At 48.8% G+C, this 15,953-nt stretch carries 13 protein-coding genes; 8 read left to right on the forward strand and 5 right to left on the reverse strand.

Features of this window, described 5'->3' with window-relative positions; all coding sequences use genetic code 11:
* Positions 1-12: 12 nt before the first annotated feature.
* Both NDI48_23475 and NDI48_23480 read right to left on the reverse strand, forming a co-directional pair.
* Positions 13-909, reverse strand: coding sequence for a PEP-CTERM sorting domain-containing protein (locus tag NDI48_23475; protein MEP0834129.1), 897 nt, complete (start codon positions 907-909; stop codon positions 13-15).
* Positions 910-1,145: 236 nt separating this feature from the next.
* Positions 1,146-2,144, reverse strand: a complete 999-nt coding sequence (locus NDI48_23480) for an aldo/keto reductase (protein ID MEP0834130.1) — start codon at positions 2,142-2,144, stop codon at positions 1,146-1,148.
* A 293-nt stretch (positions 2,145-2,437) separates the two neighbouring features.
* Between NDI48_23480 and NDI48_23485 the strand changes: the two genes are divergently transcribed.
* Positions 2,438-3,736 (forward strand): chloride channel protein, encoded by a 1,299-nt coding sequence (locus NDI48_23485; protein ID MEP0834131.1) that lies wholly within the window; start codon positions 2,438-2,440, stop codon positions 3,734-3,736.
* A gap of 161 nt (positions 3,737-3,897) precedes the next feature.
* Positions 3,898-5,253, forward strand: coding sequence for a DUF4832 domain-containing protein (locus NDI48_23490; GenBank protein MEP0834132.1), 1,356 nt, complete (start codon positions 3,898-3,900; stop codon positions 5,251-5,253).
* 77 nt (positions 5,254-5,330) lie between these two features.
* On the opposite strand, the gene NDI48_23495 is transcribed toward NDI48_23490, so the two are convergent.
* Positions 5,331-5,543, reverse strand: coding sequence for a hypothetical protein (locus NDI48_23495; GenBank protein MEP0834133.1), 213 nt, complete (start codon positions 5,541-5,543; stop codon positions 5,331-5,333).
* A gap of 319 nt (positions 5,544-5,862) precedes the next feature.
* Here NDI48_23495 and gyrA point away from each other — a divergent pair, with 319 nt between their 5' ends.
* From gyrA to NDI48_23510, 3 genes are all read left to right on the forward strand, one after another.
* Positions 5,863-8,478 carry a DNA gyrase subunit A gene (gene gyrA / locus NDI48_23500; protein MEP0834134.1) on the forward strand — a complete coding sequence of 872 codons (2,616 nt, stop codon included), beginning with the start codon at positions 5,863-5,865 and terminating at the stop codon, positions 8,476-8,478.
* A gap of 146 nt (positions 8,479-8,624) precedes the next feature.
* Positions 8,625-10,250 (forward strand): apolipoprotein N-acyltransferase, encoded by a 1,626-nt coding sequence (gene lnt, locus NDI48_23505; GenBank protein MEP0834135.1) that lies wholly within the window; start codon positions 8,625-8,627, stop codon positions 10,248-10,250.
* A 108-nt stretch (positions 10,251-10,358) separates the two neighbouring features.
* Positions 10,359-10,697 carry a DUF4870 domain-containing protein gene (locus tag NDI48_23510; protein MEP0834136.1) on the forward strand — a complete coding sequence of 113 codons (339 nt, stop codon included), beginning with the start codon at positions 10,359-10,361 and terminating at the stop codon, positions 10,695-10,697.
* A 220-nt stretch (positions 10,698-10,917) separates the two neighbouring features.
* Here NDI48_23510 and NDI48_23515 read toward each other — a convergent pair whose 3' ends face one another.
* A complete protein-coding gene (locus tag NDI48_23515; protein MEP0834137.1) occupies positions 10,918-11,526 on the reverse strand; it encodes a DUF4142 domain-containing protein in 609 nt (202 codons plus the stop codon).
* Between the two features lie 349 nt (positions 11,527-11,875).
* On the opposite strand from NDI48_23515, the gene NDI48_23520 reads away from it, so the two are divergent.
* Positions 11,876-13,882, forward strand: coding sequence for an FAD-dependent oxidoreductase (locus NDI48_23520; GenBank protein ID MEP0834138.1), 2,007 nt, complete (start codon positions 11,876-11,878; stop codon positions 13,880-13,882).
* Positions 13,883-14,074: 192 nt separating this feature from the next.
* Here the strand turns inward: NDI48_23520 and NDI48_23525 are convergent, their stop codons facing one another.
* Positions 14,075-14,467, reverse strand: coding sequence for a DUF2834 domain-containing protein (locus tag NDI48_23525; protein ID MEP0834139.1), 393 nt, complete (start codon positions 14,465-14,467; stop codon positions 14,075-14,077).
* Between the two features lie 44 nt (positions 14,468-14,511).
* Between NDI48_23525 and NDI48_23530 the strand changes: the two genes are divergently transcribed.
* Positions 14,512-15,495: a helix-turn-helix transcriptional regulator gene (locus NDI48_23530; protein ID MEP0834140.1), complete on the forward strand. Its 984-nt coding sequence runs from the start codon at positions 14,512-14,514 to the stop codon at positions 15,493-15,495.
* 134 nt (positions 15,496-15,629) lie between these two features.
* The gene (clpS, locus tag NDI48_23535) at positions 15,630-15,950 is read left to right on the forward strand and encodes an ATP-dependent Clp protease adapter ClpS (GenBank protein MEP0834141.1); all 321 of its coding nucleotides are present in this window, start codon (positions 15,630-15,632) and stop codon (positions 15,948-15,950) included.
* Positions 15,951-15,953 lie beyond the last annotated feature (3 nt).

Genomic DNA, 15,953 nt, shown 5'->3' on the forward strand with positions numbered 1-15,953 from the left:
ACCTAAAAAAGGCTACAAATGCGGCTGTTTCCGTTTGTGTTTGAGAATCTTTAAAGCACCGAAAGTACCCAACGCTAAGGTAGCTAAAGTTGTAGAAGGTTCAGGTACCGGTTGGGGGTCAGTTCCATTGGTAGGAGTTAGTAGGAAGTCTTGCTCTTGACCATTGACAACACCAGTACCTACGATTTGTCCCTGATTATTGATGTCAAATGCCCTTTCTAGAGTCCAGCCAGAGTTAGCAGGAATTAGATTATTGAGGTTGTATAACGTGCCTTCCTCGTAGAGAATCGCTCGATAGTAGTTATCCAAACTACTGCTACCAAAAACACCCACGACCTGACTGTTGTCGTTAATTCCTATAGCAGAAGTACCGCCTAAGCCAGGGTCAATATCCGGTAAAAGTCCAATGTTGAAGTCTGGACCATTGAGCCTCCAAACATAACCCTCAGTGCCAGCAGATGGCGCTCCCGCAGTCCCTACCACTTGACCGAGATTGTTGATGTCCGATGCCGAAATATAACCTCCAGGGCCTGGTGCGTTAATCAAAGTAAAGCCTGTTTCCTCGCTCCAGAAAAAGGATTCAGCAAAACCTGTATTTCCGGTCACTTGGTTAAGGTTGTTAATAGCAACGGCTGTAGTACCATCAGGACTATAGCTTGGAGCAAAAGTGCTAAGGTCTATTACAGTATCGTCATTCAAAAAGACATTACTCCCGGCTACATAAGTTGTAGCGTTGTAGGTTTTTCCAGCAGCAGCTAACTCGCCGAGGTAGTTGAAGCTGTCGTAATCAGTTGAGCCGAGATTGGTGATGGTATAAAAAGATACCGCCGTTGCGGGTCGAGCCGCGAACAGTCCTGCGACCGTGAGGATTGGTAGTGCAAGGCTAAGTTTGAGAAAGTTGTGTCTCATTTAGCTCTCCCGGACAAAAAAGTAAAACACATGAAGAACAATAGCCCTATTTATGGGAACCACCATCCCCCCTGAGTAAGGGACAGCAAGAGTGGAATCTGTAGTCTGACTATCAGGAAATAGAATTATCTTCCAAATTTTCAACGTTCAACGTTCTACTTTCAACCCTTCCTAACAGGGAGCTTGCTCCTAATATCCAAACTTTCAATGTTCAACTTTATAAGCTTTAACCTATGCTAAGTCCAAGCGCGGTAGAAGGTGTTGTCTTGCCAGCTAGCAACAGTGCGTTGCTCAATCTGTGCTAGGGTTGCCTCATTGAGTGGCTTGAAAGCTCGTGCTACTTCCACATTCGACTCTAGCTGGGCAACGGTTTCAGCCGCAATCACACAACAATGCACTCCAGGCTGAGACAGAGTATATCCCATAGCTTGGTGCATTCCATCCAAAACGCCTGGTTTAAACAAATGCCCATAGGCTGGGACTTTCATGGCAATCACACCTACTCCTTTCTCGCGTGCGACTGACAGTACGCTAGGAATAAAGGAGCGGGGATGGTGTATTTCTACGGCATTAATGGGGATGAGTGTGGTGTTGAATGCATATCGACGCAACCCTTCAATGATGATATTTGGCTCGTGGTGTCCAGTAATGCCAGCGAAGCGAATCAGTTTCTGGGCTTTAGCTTCTTCTACCGCTTGAATTGCGCCGTTTTTACTGAAGATTGTGTCCAATTCTTGGTCGAATGAAACGTGGTGTAGTTGCCAAAGATCGAGGTGATCGGTATTAAGCCGTTTTAACGATCGCTCCAATTCCCTCCAAGCTCCATCGCGATCGCGTTTCGATGTCTTACTGGCTAAAAATATCTGATCTCGGTGCGGTGGTAGTACTTTACCTAAATTATCTTCACTCGGCCCATATTCAGCCGCTGTATCAAAGTAGCGAATCCCCAATTCTAAAGCACGTTCGATAATCGCTACAGCATCTCCTTCACGGTTCTCCCAGGATAGTGGTGTTTGTCCTGCACCCCCCAAACCGAAGATGGGAACTCTGACACCCGTCTTGCCTAACTCTCGTTCTTGCATGGTTGTCCCAGTCGATAGCAAGTTTGTTGTTACAGGTGGCTGATCTTTTGCTGTGGATGTGAGGTCTTGTTTAAGCGTGGCACATCCGATGATGCCACCTGCAACGGCAAGGCTTGTTGTTAAAAATGTGCGTCTTGTTGTTTTGTCGTTCATTGATTGATGCTCCACTTCTTTTTTATATTTTGCCGAGCCAGTTGGAAAAATCCCGTTTTTCTGGTGCTGCGCTTACAAGCGCCCAACTAACGTGAGATTGAGTCGAATCAGTGTTCTAGCCTTTTATCCGGCAAGGCGGCAGCACTACACCGACAAAACCCAGCCCCCTACTTGAGGCAATAACAACCTTCCAGCCAAACTCATCGCTAGCTTTTTGAGGTTAAACTTCTAGCATTAAGAAAAGAAACATTCTGTATCTTTGGCTTCACTTTATTACAATCAGGGAACAACCAGTGCTACCTCAAAAGCCTCAGCCCACTGAACCTTCTCACCGTTGGACATTCCCTCAACTTTTTGGCCTCGTCAAGCGTAATCCGATTATGCTGTCACGCTGGGTGATCCGCTGGGCCGTTGTTGGTACAGCTTGCGGTCTTTTCGCTGGGCTGTACTGGTATATATTGGAACTCATCACTCACGCTCTGGAACAGTTTACAGGCCCAAACCTGTTAATTGTGATGCCGTTGGCGGGATTGGTGATTGGCCTTGTGATTTATTTTCTGGGAAATCCGGGTGAAATTGCGGTAATTGTCGATAATATCCACTTTCGCGGCGGACGCTTGGATGCTCGCAAAAATCCGTCCATGCTCCTCGCCTCTTTAGTCAGCATATCCGCCGGCGGCAGTGCTGGCCCAGAAGCACCCTTAGTACAAGTCACTGGCTCTTTTGGCACTTGGTTTGCCGATCGCCTCAATCTCAACGGTGAAGACCTTCGATCTATGAGTCTAGCCGCAATGGCAGGAGGTTTCACTGCTCTGTTTGGCGCACCCCTTGGCGGTGCCATGTTTGCCTTAGAGATTCTCCATCACCAGCACGTTGTGGAGTATTACGAAGCCTTACTTCCGGCGATTGTCTCTAGCTGCGCCAGTTATTTAGTTTTTGCCGCCATTACCAAACTTGGAATTGCACCCACCTGGCATTTCCCTCATTACACCCTCAATAACATCGATGATTTTGCTCTGGCTATTGTGTTCGGCATTATTGGAGCCATAGCTGGATGGATTTTCATGGCTATTTTTCGAGGATGCGATCGCCTATTTGCCAAGATTCCCGGCCCCATTTATGTGCGAACCACTGTTGCAGGCTTGGGATTGGGGGGTTTTGCGGCTGTTTTACCTCTCACCCGTTATTTTGGCCACCACGAGTTAGAAGCGGTTCTCGATGGTTCATTTCCGGTTCTCTTTCTGTTGGGTTTAGCATTTGCCAAAATGGTGACGATCAGCCTTACCGTCACAGGCGGCTGGCGAGGCGGGTTTATCATCCCCATCTTTTTCACGGGTGCCTGTCTGGGTAAGGCGATAGCGGCTTTGATACCAGGAATTAATCCGGCTTTGGCGATGATCTGCACAATGGCAGCGCTGAATGCCTCCGTGACGCGCACACCGATTAGTACAACCTTACTCCTCTCCAAACTCACTAATTTTGCCCCTTTCACCCCCATCCTTTTTGCCAGTTTAGTCGGGTTTTTTCTCGCGCCTAAAGTGCCCCTGATCACCTCACAACTCAAATCGCCTTCAGAAGCCATTGCTGAGTGAAAACCTTTTTAAGCACGTCTGCTATGTAAGGTAATTGAGGCAGACTTCTTCTAACAACAGTTGGTGAAACAAACCGCTTTTCTATGGACAACCTCATGACTGGAGTGTACTGTTTTTTACACCAACGTTAAAAGCGGAGAACTAAGCGCGTGTTCAAGTTTATGCAACCCATCAGTATGGTTGCTCTTGTGCTTTTTACCCAACTTCCCTGCACCAGCCAAGAATTGTCAGCCACTCCCGTAACTTACGAAGGTAGCCAGGAGAATTTTGCTAACCCCGAAAGAGGTTGGTATGACCAATATGATCACAGCCTCAGCCTTAACGCCCTGCGTCGCATACGCCGTAGGGGTATCACTGTAGTGCGTCGCTATTACCGCATCGACAAATACCGGAACCAGCCCCTGCCGAAATCTTATCTGGACAACATGACCAGGGATATGAAGAACATGCGTAAGGCAGGACTCAAAACTATTATCCGTTTCGCTTACAACTGGGGGGACGGCCCCGATGCGCCCTTAGACCGCATATCGTCGCATATCGACCAAGTCAAACCCATCCTCTTAGCCAACTATGACGTGATTGCCTTAGTGGAGGCCGGCTTTATCGGTTATTGGGGCGAGTGGCACAGTTCTTCCCACGGACTGCACACCCATACAGAGGCAAAAAAGAAAGTCCTAGAAAAACTTTTGGCCTCCCTACCTCCTCAGAGGATGGTCGCCCTCCGCTATCCCAAGGATAAAAAGGCAATCTATAACAACTCCAACCCCATCACCCCTGAGGAAGCCTATAATAGCAGCCCCCGAAGCCGCACCGGTCACCACAACGACTGTTTTTTGGCAGCCGCAGACGATTGGGGAACCTATCCTAAGGGTGCGGAGGAAGCTGAAAAAAGGTACTTGGAGCAAGATAACCGCTATGTGGTTCAAGAGGGGGAAACCTGCAACCCCAGCCTCTTTTCGGGTTGTCCAACCGCCTTGAAAGATTTACAGCGCCTGCGCTGGGATGCCCTGAACCTCAAATTCCACCTGAAGGTTTTGGAGCGCTGGAAACGGGAGGGGTGCCATGAGGAAATCAGCCGCCGCTTGGGTTATCGGTTCCGCCTCATCCGCTCCGAAATTCAAGACGCTGCCAGACCCGGAAGCGCGTTTAGGCTCAAAATTCAATTGGTCAATGAGGGCTGGGGCAAGTTGTATAACCCACGCCGGATCGAAATCGTTTTGCGCCACACGCGAACCAAGAAAAAATATTACCTGAAAGTAAACCAAGACCCTAGGTTATGGCTGGGCGGTCAAGCTGTCGAAATCACGACCAACACCGACCTTCCGGACTCCATGCCCTCCGGTGACTACGCCGTGCTTTTAAACCTGCCAGACCCCGAACCCCAACTCTATCCCCGAAAGGAATATGCGATCCGCCTAGCCAACAAGGATGTTTGGGAAGAGGCCACAGGATATAATTCCCTTCTGAAAACGGTCTCTATCCGCTCCGATGCGCCTGTGGGGACAAAAACAAGGTGATTAGGCATTCTCGTCATCACTGTGTTGTTAACGTTAAACACTGCTACACGAGGACACCTATGCCAATCCAGGTAACGTTACTTCCCTTTCATGAGTTCGGGAATAATCAGACTAAACAAAATGCCAAACGCAACTAACGCAATCACTTGTTCCCGATTCAAGAGCGTAGGCTGTGCAATAGCGATGATGCCCAATACAACCAATCCCAGGATAATTTCCTTGGACAGAAGATTTGGCATCACAAGGGTCGTGATAATAAAAAAGGCGATCAATGCAATGGCTGTTTCCATTTTGGTTGTTTTCTCCGGAGCGAAATTAATGCGTTCGCGCTTTGCTGGTGCCCTGCAATCTTACTTTAATTCCTAATCTCCAAAAATATCTCAAAACAGTGCCGAAGTTCTCAGAAAGTAACGCTGGTTTTATTTTTTAAGCAGTCGTCGTTGCATGGCTCATGACTCCCAGCGGCACCGACTGAGAGTCCCGAATTGTGTTAAAATTTTAAAAGAAAGTAACAATATTTGGCAACTCTATGCTGGAAAAGTGGCATTTTTTGCAGCTTTTCTCTATTTTGCTGCCATTTTCTTTAATTTTAATGGAGTTTTTCGTTCTATGAGTACCTCCCAGGAGCGAATTGTCCCGACAAATCTGCGGAACGAGATGCAACAGTCTTACCTAGAATACGCGATGAGCGTGATTGTAGGTCGGGCGCTGCCGGATGCTAGGGATGGACTCAAGCCAGTACATCGGCGGATTCTCTATGCCATGCATGAGCTGGGTCTTACACCAGACCGCCCTTTTCGGAAATGCGCCCGTGTCGTGGGAGAAGTGTTGGGTAAGTATCACCCTCATGGAGATACAGCCGTTTATGACGCCTTAGTGCGGATGGCTCAGGATTTCTCCATGCGATCGCCCCTTATCAATGGGCACGGCAACTTTGGCTCGGTGGACAACGACCCACCAGCCGCAATGCGTTACACCGAGTGTCGCTTGCGCCCCATATCCACAGACGCCATGCTGCGGGATATTGAGTCAGAAACCGTAGACTTCATCGATAACTTTGACGGTTCCCAGCAAGAACCCACCGTCTTACCCGCCCGTATCCCGCAGTTACTGCTCAATGGTTCCAGTGGAATTGCAGTGGGGATGGCAACCAATATTCCTCCCCACAACCTGGGAGAATTGATTGATGGCGTGGTGGCATTAATTCATAATCCCGACCTGACGGATCTGGAGTTAATGCGGTATATCCCTGGCCCTGACTTTCCCACAGGAGGTCAGATTCTGGGAACCTCCGGGATCAAAGAAGCCTTTACCACCGGTCGCGGTTCCATTACGATGCGGGGCGTCGCCCAGATTGAAACCATTGAACATCGCGGGCGTCCAGACCGAGAAGCCATCATTATCACAGAGCTGCCTTACCAAACCAATAAAGCAGCGCTGATCGAGAAGATTGCGGAAATGGTCAACGACAAGCGAATTGAGGGCATTTCCGATATTCGGGATGAAAGCGATCGCGACGGGATGCGGATCGTAATTGAACTCAAGCGCGATTCTTATCCTCGTGTCGTTCTCAACAACCTCTACAAACAGACGCCCATACAGATGAACTTTGGGGCAAATATGCTGGCGTTGGTGAACAATGAACCCCAGCTATTAAGCCTCAAGAAGTTCTTGAGCGTCTACTTAGATTTCCGGATTGAGACGATTACCAGGCGGACTCAATACGAACTGCGAAAAGCCCAAGAACGAGACCACATCCTCCAAGGGTTATTGATTGCTCTGGGCAATCTTGATCGGATTATTCAACTCATCCGCCATGCCGCTGATGCTCCCACCGCCAAAGCCGAGTTAATGCAAGTCTACGGACTTTCAGAAGCCCAGGCCGACGCAATTTTGCAAATGCAACTACGACGCCTAACCGCTCTAGAAGCTGAGAAGATTCAAGCAGAACACGAAGAATTACAAGCCAGAATTGCCGACTTAGAAGATATCCTCGCCCGCAGAAGTCGCATCCTGGAAATTATTGAAGCAGAAGTTACTCAGCTCAAAGCGACCCATGCCACGCCACGCCGTACCATCATTCAACCGATGGAAGGTGAGATTGATGACACCGACCTCATTGCCAATGAGAAAGCGGTGATTCTGCTCACAGAGCAAGGTTACATCAAGCGGATGGCCGTTAACGAATTTAGCGCTCAAGCCAGAGCCACTCGCGGCAAGGCAGGCACCCGGATGAAAGAGGATGACGGGGTTGAGCATTTCCTGACTTGTTGCGACCACGACAGCATTCTGTTCTTTAGTGAGCGCGGCGTTACTTACTGCCTCAAGGCATACCACATCCCAGCGGCTTCGCGCACGGCACGAGGTGTTCCCATTGTGCAGTTGCTGCCGATTCCCCGCGAGGAAAAAATTACCTCCATTGTGCCGGTGTCTGAGTTCACCGACCATGAGTATCTGGTGATGTTGACCCGCAAAGGTTACATCAAGAAAACAGCCTTGGATGCCTTCAGTAATATCCGAGCGAATGGATTGATTGCCATTTCCCTGGAAGAAGGCGACCAGTTGCGGTGGGTACAACGCGCCACCCAAACCGACAGCATCATCATTGGGTCGCGTCAGGGGATGGCGATTCACTTCAAGACGGATAACGAGCAACTACGCCCCCTCGGTCGTGCTACCAGGGGTGTTAAGGCCATGAAGCTGCGCGCTCAAGATGAGTTGATCAGCATGGATATTATCCCCGGTCAGGTTGTCGCCCAGATGGCAAGCGCGATTGATGTCGGCGTTGAAGAAGAAGTCGAAGACCTCAATGAGGTGAACGAGAGTGTCAACGAAGCTGTTTCCGAAGATCAGGAGTTGGTCGTAACCGCAGGTCAAGGCCCTTGGGTACTTGTGGTCACGATGGGGGGTTATGGCAAGCGGGTGCCTGTCTCTCAGTTCCGGTTGCAGAATCGGGCAGGGATGGGAATCCTGGCGACGAAGTTCCGTTTGCCCAAAGACAAATTAGCCGCGTTACGGGTGGTTAATGAAGGGGATGAGTTGATGATCATCACGAGTCGAGGGATTATCATTCGTCAGGCGATTAATGCGATTTCGCCCCAGTCCCGGATGGCAACAGGGGTGAGAGTGCAACGACTGGATGACGATGATGCGATCGCAGCGGTTGCCTTAGTTCCTCTCTCCGGTGAGGAAGAGGAAGTGGAAGCGCTGGAGGAGACGTTGTAAGGTAGCTCGATTTCGTTGGAAGGTAGGGGCACAATATTATCCTGCCCCTACAACAATAGGCAGTCACCCCCCCTGCCTTTGCAAGTTAGCGCCTTGTATTTTGTGTCTCTATTGTGTCAAGCCACAAACCTTGACATTGATTTGCAATGAAACCTTCAAAGCAATTCTCTTCAGCCTCTCGTTTCCTGGTGCCCTTACTGGGTGGTATCTTAATGGGAGTGACGCCAGCCCCCGTAGAGGCTTGGTTTTTAGCGTGGATAGCGCTGGTGCCCCTATGGTTTTGGCTTGCCAAGGCTCAGAGTATTCGTCAAGGTGCTTTGTCGGGTTTAGTATGGGGGATTGGCTATCACGGCTTAGCAGGGTTTTGGATTACCGGCATTCACCCGATGACTTGGATGGGAGTACCGTGGCTAGCTAGTTTAGCGATCGCCATTTTCTGCTGGACGTTCCTTACCCTCTGGGGCGCTACCTTAGTCGCGATTTGGGCAGCCTTGTTATTTTGGATTCATCAAAAGCTGAGAATTTCAGCCTTGGTTCGCGTTCTGATGGGCACAGCCCTCTGGTGTGGCTTGGAGTCGATTTGGAGTGCTGGGTCGTTATGGTGGACTTCCTTGTCTTATACTCAGAGTCCTCATAACTTAGTAATTTTACACCTGGGTCAGTTATCTGGCCCTGCGACCGTGACGGCGGCAATTGTGGCGGTGAATGGTTTAGTTGCCGAAGCGTGGATTAGCTATCAACACAGAAAGGACACCAAAGAGTTGAATGGTAGAAGGTTGTTAGTGCAGCCAGAGGCGGTAGCGTCTCCTGTTGAGCGTTTTAAGCTGCAACCTGCAACCCTTCTCGGCATGGCAGCGGGACTCTTGATTGCTCTGCACCTGATTGGTTTTGGACTGGAAAGTCGCCCCTTAATTCAACCCCAAGAAGTGGCTTTAAACGTTGGTATTGTTCAAGGTAATATCGGCAACGACATTAAACTGTACACAGAAGGTAAGCGTCGCGCTCTGGAAAGATACACTAATGGCTATCTGAAATTAGCCAATCAGGGCGTTGATGCGGTGTTAACACCAGAAGGGGCTTTACCTTTTTTTTTGAGTGACTTGAAACGTCAGGACTTCTACGCAGCTATTTTGGAGCAGGGGGTTGTGGCTTGGGTGGGAGCCTTTGGTGAGCGGGGACGTAGCTACACGAATAGTCTGTTTACGATTATGGGTAACGGCGAAACGTTCAGCCGCTATGACAAAGCTAAGTTAGTGCCGTTGGGGGAATATATTCCCTTTGAGTCAGTTTTAGGCGGTTTGATTGATCGCCTTTCTCCTCTGGATGCTCACCTCGTAGCGGGTTCACCAACCCAACTATTTGAGACGCCGTTTGGTCGTGCGATCGCAGGAATTTGTTACGAGTCAGCCTTTGCTGAACATTTCCGGCGTCAAGCGGCAGCTGGGGGTCAGTTTATTCTCAGTTCTTCCAATGATGCCCATTACAGCTCAGAGATGCCAGCTCAGCACCATGCTCAGGATGTAATGCGAGCGATCGAAACGGACAGGTGGGCTGTGCGTGCCACAAACACTGGCTATTCCGCCATTGTAGACCCTCACGGTAGAACCCTCTGGATGTCTGGGATTAATACCTATGAAACTCATGCAGAAACCATTTATCGACGGCAGACGGAAACACCCTATGTCCGTTGGGGAGATTGGTTAACTAAAATTTTGTTGGGGTTAGCAGGCGTTGCAGGGTTATTTTCTGAGAGATTCAAACACCAAGAATAGCCGTGCGATTTAGGTGCGATCGTTCTGAAGATTGATGGCAACACTAAGTTTCGATCATCTACCATCGGAGTATCGCCCAAAAACTCAACAGACTCTGAGGGTAGCAGTATGAACAACTTGGAGGAGCAGCGCAAGGTTTTATCGGCAATCTGTCATGGAGCCGTCTTTTTTAGCTCTACTCTTGTGTCGATTGGCATACCCATTGCCATTTTATTAACCAATGAAGACCCAATTGTCAAACAAAATGCCAAAGAATCCCTCAATTTTCACATCAATCTTTATATCTATTTCTTCATATCTGCCTTATTAGTCGTCGTGGTTATTGGGTTTCCATTGCTGATTTTGTTAGGCATTATCAGCTTTGTCATGCCCATTATTGCCATTGTAAAAGTCGTCAACTATCCCAATAAACCCTACCGTTACCCGTTTATTTTTCGCTTGGTGTAGGTGTTGAGGAAATCGCAAGGTAAATTATCGAACAAGGAGAGTGGCACAAAAGAGTTTATTCATTTGCATGATTAACTTGTTTTGTAATCAAGTTAATCGGCAAAAAACTCAGGCCACTTCACCTGTTAGCGGTACTAGATAGGGTGATGAAACTCACCTGATTGGGTGATTACTGCCACTCAAACTTCCGATCACCCTGCGCTTTTTCCATTGAGTTATCTTACCGCTGCCCAGAATTTTGATTTTGTGGTGAACTGTTGCCTGTCATGGTGCGAACCATTTGCAAATGACCTTGAACCTTAGGCAGTGTAGTGCTAGCAAAAGCTTTCACATCGCGATCCTGAGCCTGTCGAGCGCCGTTTTGGAACAACGCTGTTGCCTCGGCATGATCGTTCTCCATCGCCATCATGTACTCTTGATCGAAACGCTCACCAGATAGCTGTTCAAGTTGCGCTCTAATGGCTTGATGTTTGGCATCCAACTGTGTGGGCAGCGTGACACGCTTCTGCCGTGCCAATTGGGCAAGGCGAGCGTTTGCCTGCGAATGATCCTGAATCATGCGCTGTGCGTACTGTTTCACCTCATTACTAGTAGCCCGTCGCAATGCTAGTTGACTCAGTGCTATTTCCGCCATGTTACTTTGAGCAGCTTGGGCCATAAATTGTGTGTCAAAGCTACTTAATTGATTGGAGTTGGAGCGATTAGCGGGTCGGTTTGTGGGGTTTGGCTCAGTAGTGGGTCGGTTTGACTGAGCTAAAGCCGAATTACCCAAAGCGGCAACAACTCCAAATGCCATCAAAGCCGTGGTTGCTATAACTTTTTTCATCATGATTGGCCTTCCTAAAATTATTTATCTTCCTTCCATGTGCTTCCATCCCTGGATTAACGACCTCTCCCTTTAGATATGTTTGGCTATAGGTTCATGTTGGTGTTGTTGGTTACACTTTCAGCGAGTGGAGAGGCAATGACTCCATTGAAATGAAACTGCTTTCTTGAGACAATCCCAGAAAGAAACAGGATAGAAAATGTAAGGGAAGAATCAGTGTGTAGTTGTTGTTAATCGATACCCGCTTACGGTATTAAGAGGAGATTTAGCGGAAAATGAACTTGTTGGAAGATGGTAACGTCACAGAGCTAACATAATCTAGCATCTGATACGACCTGAATTTCTGCAAAAAATGAAGCGAAAGCGAATAACACTGACTCTTACCCTCATCTCCCTCACCTCCCTCACCCCACCAGCCTTTTCTGCCCCACCAAGAACTGCGGATAAAGAAGAAGCCTGTGACATTTTAGTCGTTGGGGGTGGGCTGGCTGGTGCTGCTAGTGCCTATGAAGGCTTAATGGCAGGGCGAACGGTGTGCTTAACAGAGATTACCGACTGGGTTGGCGGACAAATTTCTGCTCAAGGAACCTCTGCACTCGACGAACGCCCCACCCAGCGATCGCGCCTTTTCTATTCTCGCGGCTACCTGGAACTGCGGGAGCACATCAAACGCTACTATGGCAAACTCAATCCTGGAGACTGCTGGGTGAGTGAATCCTGCTTTCTTCCTCGCGATGCGGACAAAATTCTAGAGGGCATTTTAAGAGATGCCGCCAAACGCGGCAAAGGCACGCTCAAGTGGTACCCGTCCACGGTGGTGAAGGAACTGGATATTAATGGAGATCGGATTAATAGTGCGATCGCGATTCAGCATAAACCCACGAAAGGTGCCCCTCCCCTCAACACCCTCCCCCTCTCTCAAACCATTGAAGATGCGTACAGCTACAACAATTCCTCCCGCTTTGATAAAAACATTATCCGCTTCGTCCCCAAACGCGCACTGAAAGGCCCAGCACTGACTTGGTACGTGATCGATGCCACTGAAACGGGGGAACTGATTGGTTTGGCGGACGTTCCCCACCGCCTGGGTATCGATCCTCGCTCCTACGTAGAACCATCCTCCTCTAGCGCGACGGGTGATGCCTATTGCACCCAAGGTTTTACCTATACCTTTGCCATGCAAGCCACCAAGGAGCCTCAAACCCATCAGATGCCCTCGTTCTATCCTCAGTACGAACCTTACTACAGCTATGAGCTCAAGCGATTGGCAGACTTTGGGTTGGTGTACACCTATCGGCGCATTTGGAGTCCCCAAAAGGGTGAAACCAAAAAGTTTGGTGGCATCACGTACACCGCTCCCACTCCCGGCGATATTTCCATGCAAAACTGGACGTGGGGTAACGACTACCGTCCAGGCACCTCACAAGATAACTTGGTTTACACTCGCGATCAGTTGCAAGCGGCGGGACAGTTGCAACCCGGAGGCTGGATGGGTGGCTTGCGAACCGATGCGTTACGCAAGGGGGAGGAAATTTCCCAAGGCTATTTCCACTGGCTGGTGGCGGGAAATACGGACTCTCAACTCGGTGCGGGTGTGAAGCAGCCACAACCCAACCACAAGTTCCTCTCTGGCTTAGAGTCCCCCATGGGAACGGTACATGGCTTATCCAAGTATCCCTACATGCGGGAAGGACGGCGACTAATTGGACGCCCTGCTTTTGGCTATCCCAATGGTTTTAGTGTTTGGGAAATCGATATCTCCCGCCGCGACTACAAGGATGAGTATTACCGCAAGACGCTCCCGCCGGACATGTATCGCAACTTGCGGGCAGCTCTGGCTGGACTCGAAACTATCTCTGTACTTGGGGACAAAAAGTCGCCGGAAGAGGTTAAAAGACGCACTCGATCCACGATTTATCCCGATTCTGTGGGGATTGGGCATTATGCGATCGATTTCCATCCCTGTATGGTGATGAGTCCCCCGGAAGCCCCTGGGAACAAAGAGCGTGAGGGGGAAAGGCAGGGAGCCGGTCAAGCATACCCGTTCCAAATTCCCCTGCGGGCGATGATTCCTCAAAAAATCAACAACATGTTAGTCGCTGGGAAAAGCATTGCCACCAGTCACATTGCCGCCGCCGCTTATCGAGTACATTCCTTTGAATGGTCATCCGGTGCAGCCGCAGGGATTACAGCCGCGTTTGCCTTAGACAAGGGGATAGCCCCTTATGAACTGGTGGATCAACTGCCACGACAAGAACCGCAACTACAAGAGTTACGCAAGCGAATCGAAAAAACTGGCAATCCTACGGCGTTTCCTGATACTTCGATTTTCAATGAAACTTGGGATAAATGGCAGTGATAGCTTGATCGTTTAAGCCTGCTACACATCAATTGTTGGGGTAATAGGGCATGGGTAATGGGTAATAAGAAAACCAGCACAGTGTACCAATTCTCGATTACCCATGACCCAAAGTTCTATTAATTTATGGCAGGCATGGAGTAGGACAGATAGGCATTGAGGATGTCACAAGGTTGGGTTTTTAGCTAAGTTTTACGCCTCCTTAAAGGTCATGGTTTCTAACGTTCGCTCCCGCCAATATAAAAATAAAGGCAAGGCACAAGATACACCAATCCCAAAGGTAACGACAACATAAATAGACAACCAGCGACGAGACAAACCTAATCGCTTCAGTTCAATAAATGAGAAACAGAAGAAGACATCTGCACAAATGAGCAAATCTATTGCTATGGCAGAAGCGACATGATTAGCGAATGCATTCTGGAAAAACAAATCGATAGCAAGACCATTCTGGAGAAAGAAAGTCAGCAGAACGCTCCAAGGTGCGATCGCACCAACAATCGTCAGCAGCAGATAGAGGGATTTAACTGATAGATTTTTTTGACCTGTAGGGATTTGCCGCTGTAAATAAGTTGCATTGGACATCAGTTCACTTCCTTTTGTGATCAACACTTCAACAGGAACTTGGTGTGGCGAAGCCTAAAAAGTTCGCTATCGATCCTGTTGCTTTGATTGTGACCCCAGGAGATAATAGAAACAATTACCTGCCAGGTAATAAGGACAGTGAAATGGGCATCGCTTCAACCTCAACACCATTGTCTCCTAACCGAGATGCCTCCTTTGCTAATTTGCTGAAACACTGGCGCAATCAACGGGGTTTGAGTCAACTCGATTTGGCTTTAGCTGGCAATGTCTCTCAGCGGCATATCAGTTTCTTAGAATCAGGTAGAGCCAATCCCAGCCGGGATATGGTGCTGCAACTGGCGGCTGTGCTAGATGTTCCCCTGCGCGATCAAAACATCATGCTGACGGCAGCCGGCTTTGCGCCGATTTATTCCCAAAGCGATTTATCAGCGCCTGAAGTTGAACCCATCCGCAAAGCGATAGAGTTTATCTTGCGCCAGCAAGAACCCTATCCGGCATTAGTGATGGATCGCTACTGGAATTTGCTCCAGAGCAATACGTCAGCGCAACGACTAACCAATTGGTTAATTCATCCAGACGAGTTGCAACGCCGCTTCTGCATCGACGGCAAAATCAATTTGATGCGACTGATGTTTCATCCTCAAGGGTTCAAGCGGTTTGTGGCGAATTGGGAAGAAATCAGTAGCCATCTGATTCAACGGGTGTATCGAGAAGCGTTCGTCGATGGACATAGCGACGAATCGATGGCTCTTTTCCAAGAGCTAGAAGCTTATCCAGATGTCCCCCACTTGTGGCAGCAATCCCTACCTCGCACCTGGCAATTACCCTTATTGACAGTACAGTTTGTCAAAGACGGACTGAGCCTTAACTTATTTTCAACAATCGCCACGTTAGGCACCCCTCATGATATTACGTTGCAGGAGTTGCGGATTGAAAGTCTGTTTCCGGCAGATGAGGCGACGCAAGCCAGTCTCTCGAAGCCTATAAGCAACGTTTTTGGACACGACTCAATGAACTACCCATCCTGAAGCTATCCAACCGATTAGCCGTTGGAAGTTCTTATCCCCTTTTTAGGGTGAGAAACAACCATAGGTAGGTAAACTAGAAAAGAATGCAGGTTGCTTAATTTAAGGTGAAAGATTTTCGTAACTGCCCTATGACTATGGTACAATTAGCGGTTTCTTACGCGACATCTGCATCGCCAGTTATAGCTCCTGAAAAATCGGGTCAAGTGACTCGCCAGCACTATCCCAATTACAAGGTGATTGTGCTCGACGATGATTTCAACACGTTTCAGCACGTTCACGACTGTTTGGTGAAGTATATTCCTGGAATGACGAGCGATCGCGCCTGGGAACTCACCAATCAGGTTCATTTTGAAGGCCAAGCCATTGTTTGGGTTGGCCCGCAAGAACAGGCGGAACTTTACCACCAACAGTTGAGCCGTGCAGGGTTAACGATGGCTCCCATAGAAGCAGCATAACTT

Origin of the sequence: Microcoleus sp. AS-A8, assembly GCA_039962225.1 — a bacterium.
GTDB lineage: Bacteria > Cyanobacteriota > Cyanobacteriia > Cyanobacteriales > Coleofasciculaceae > Allocoleopsis.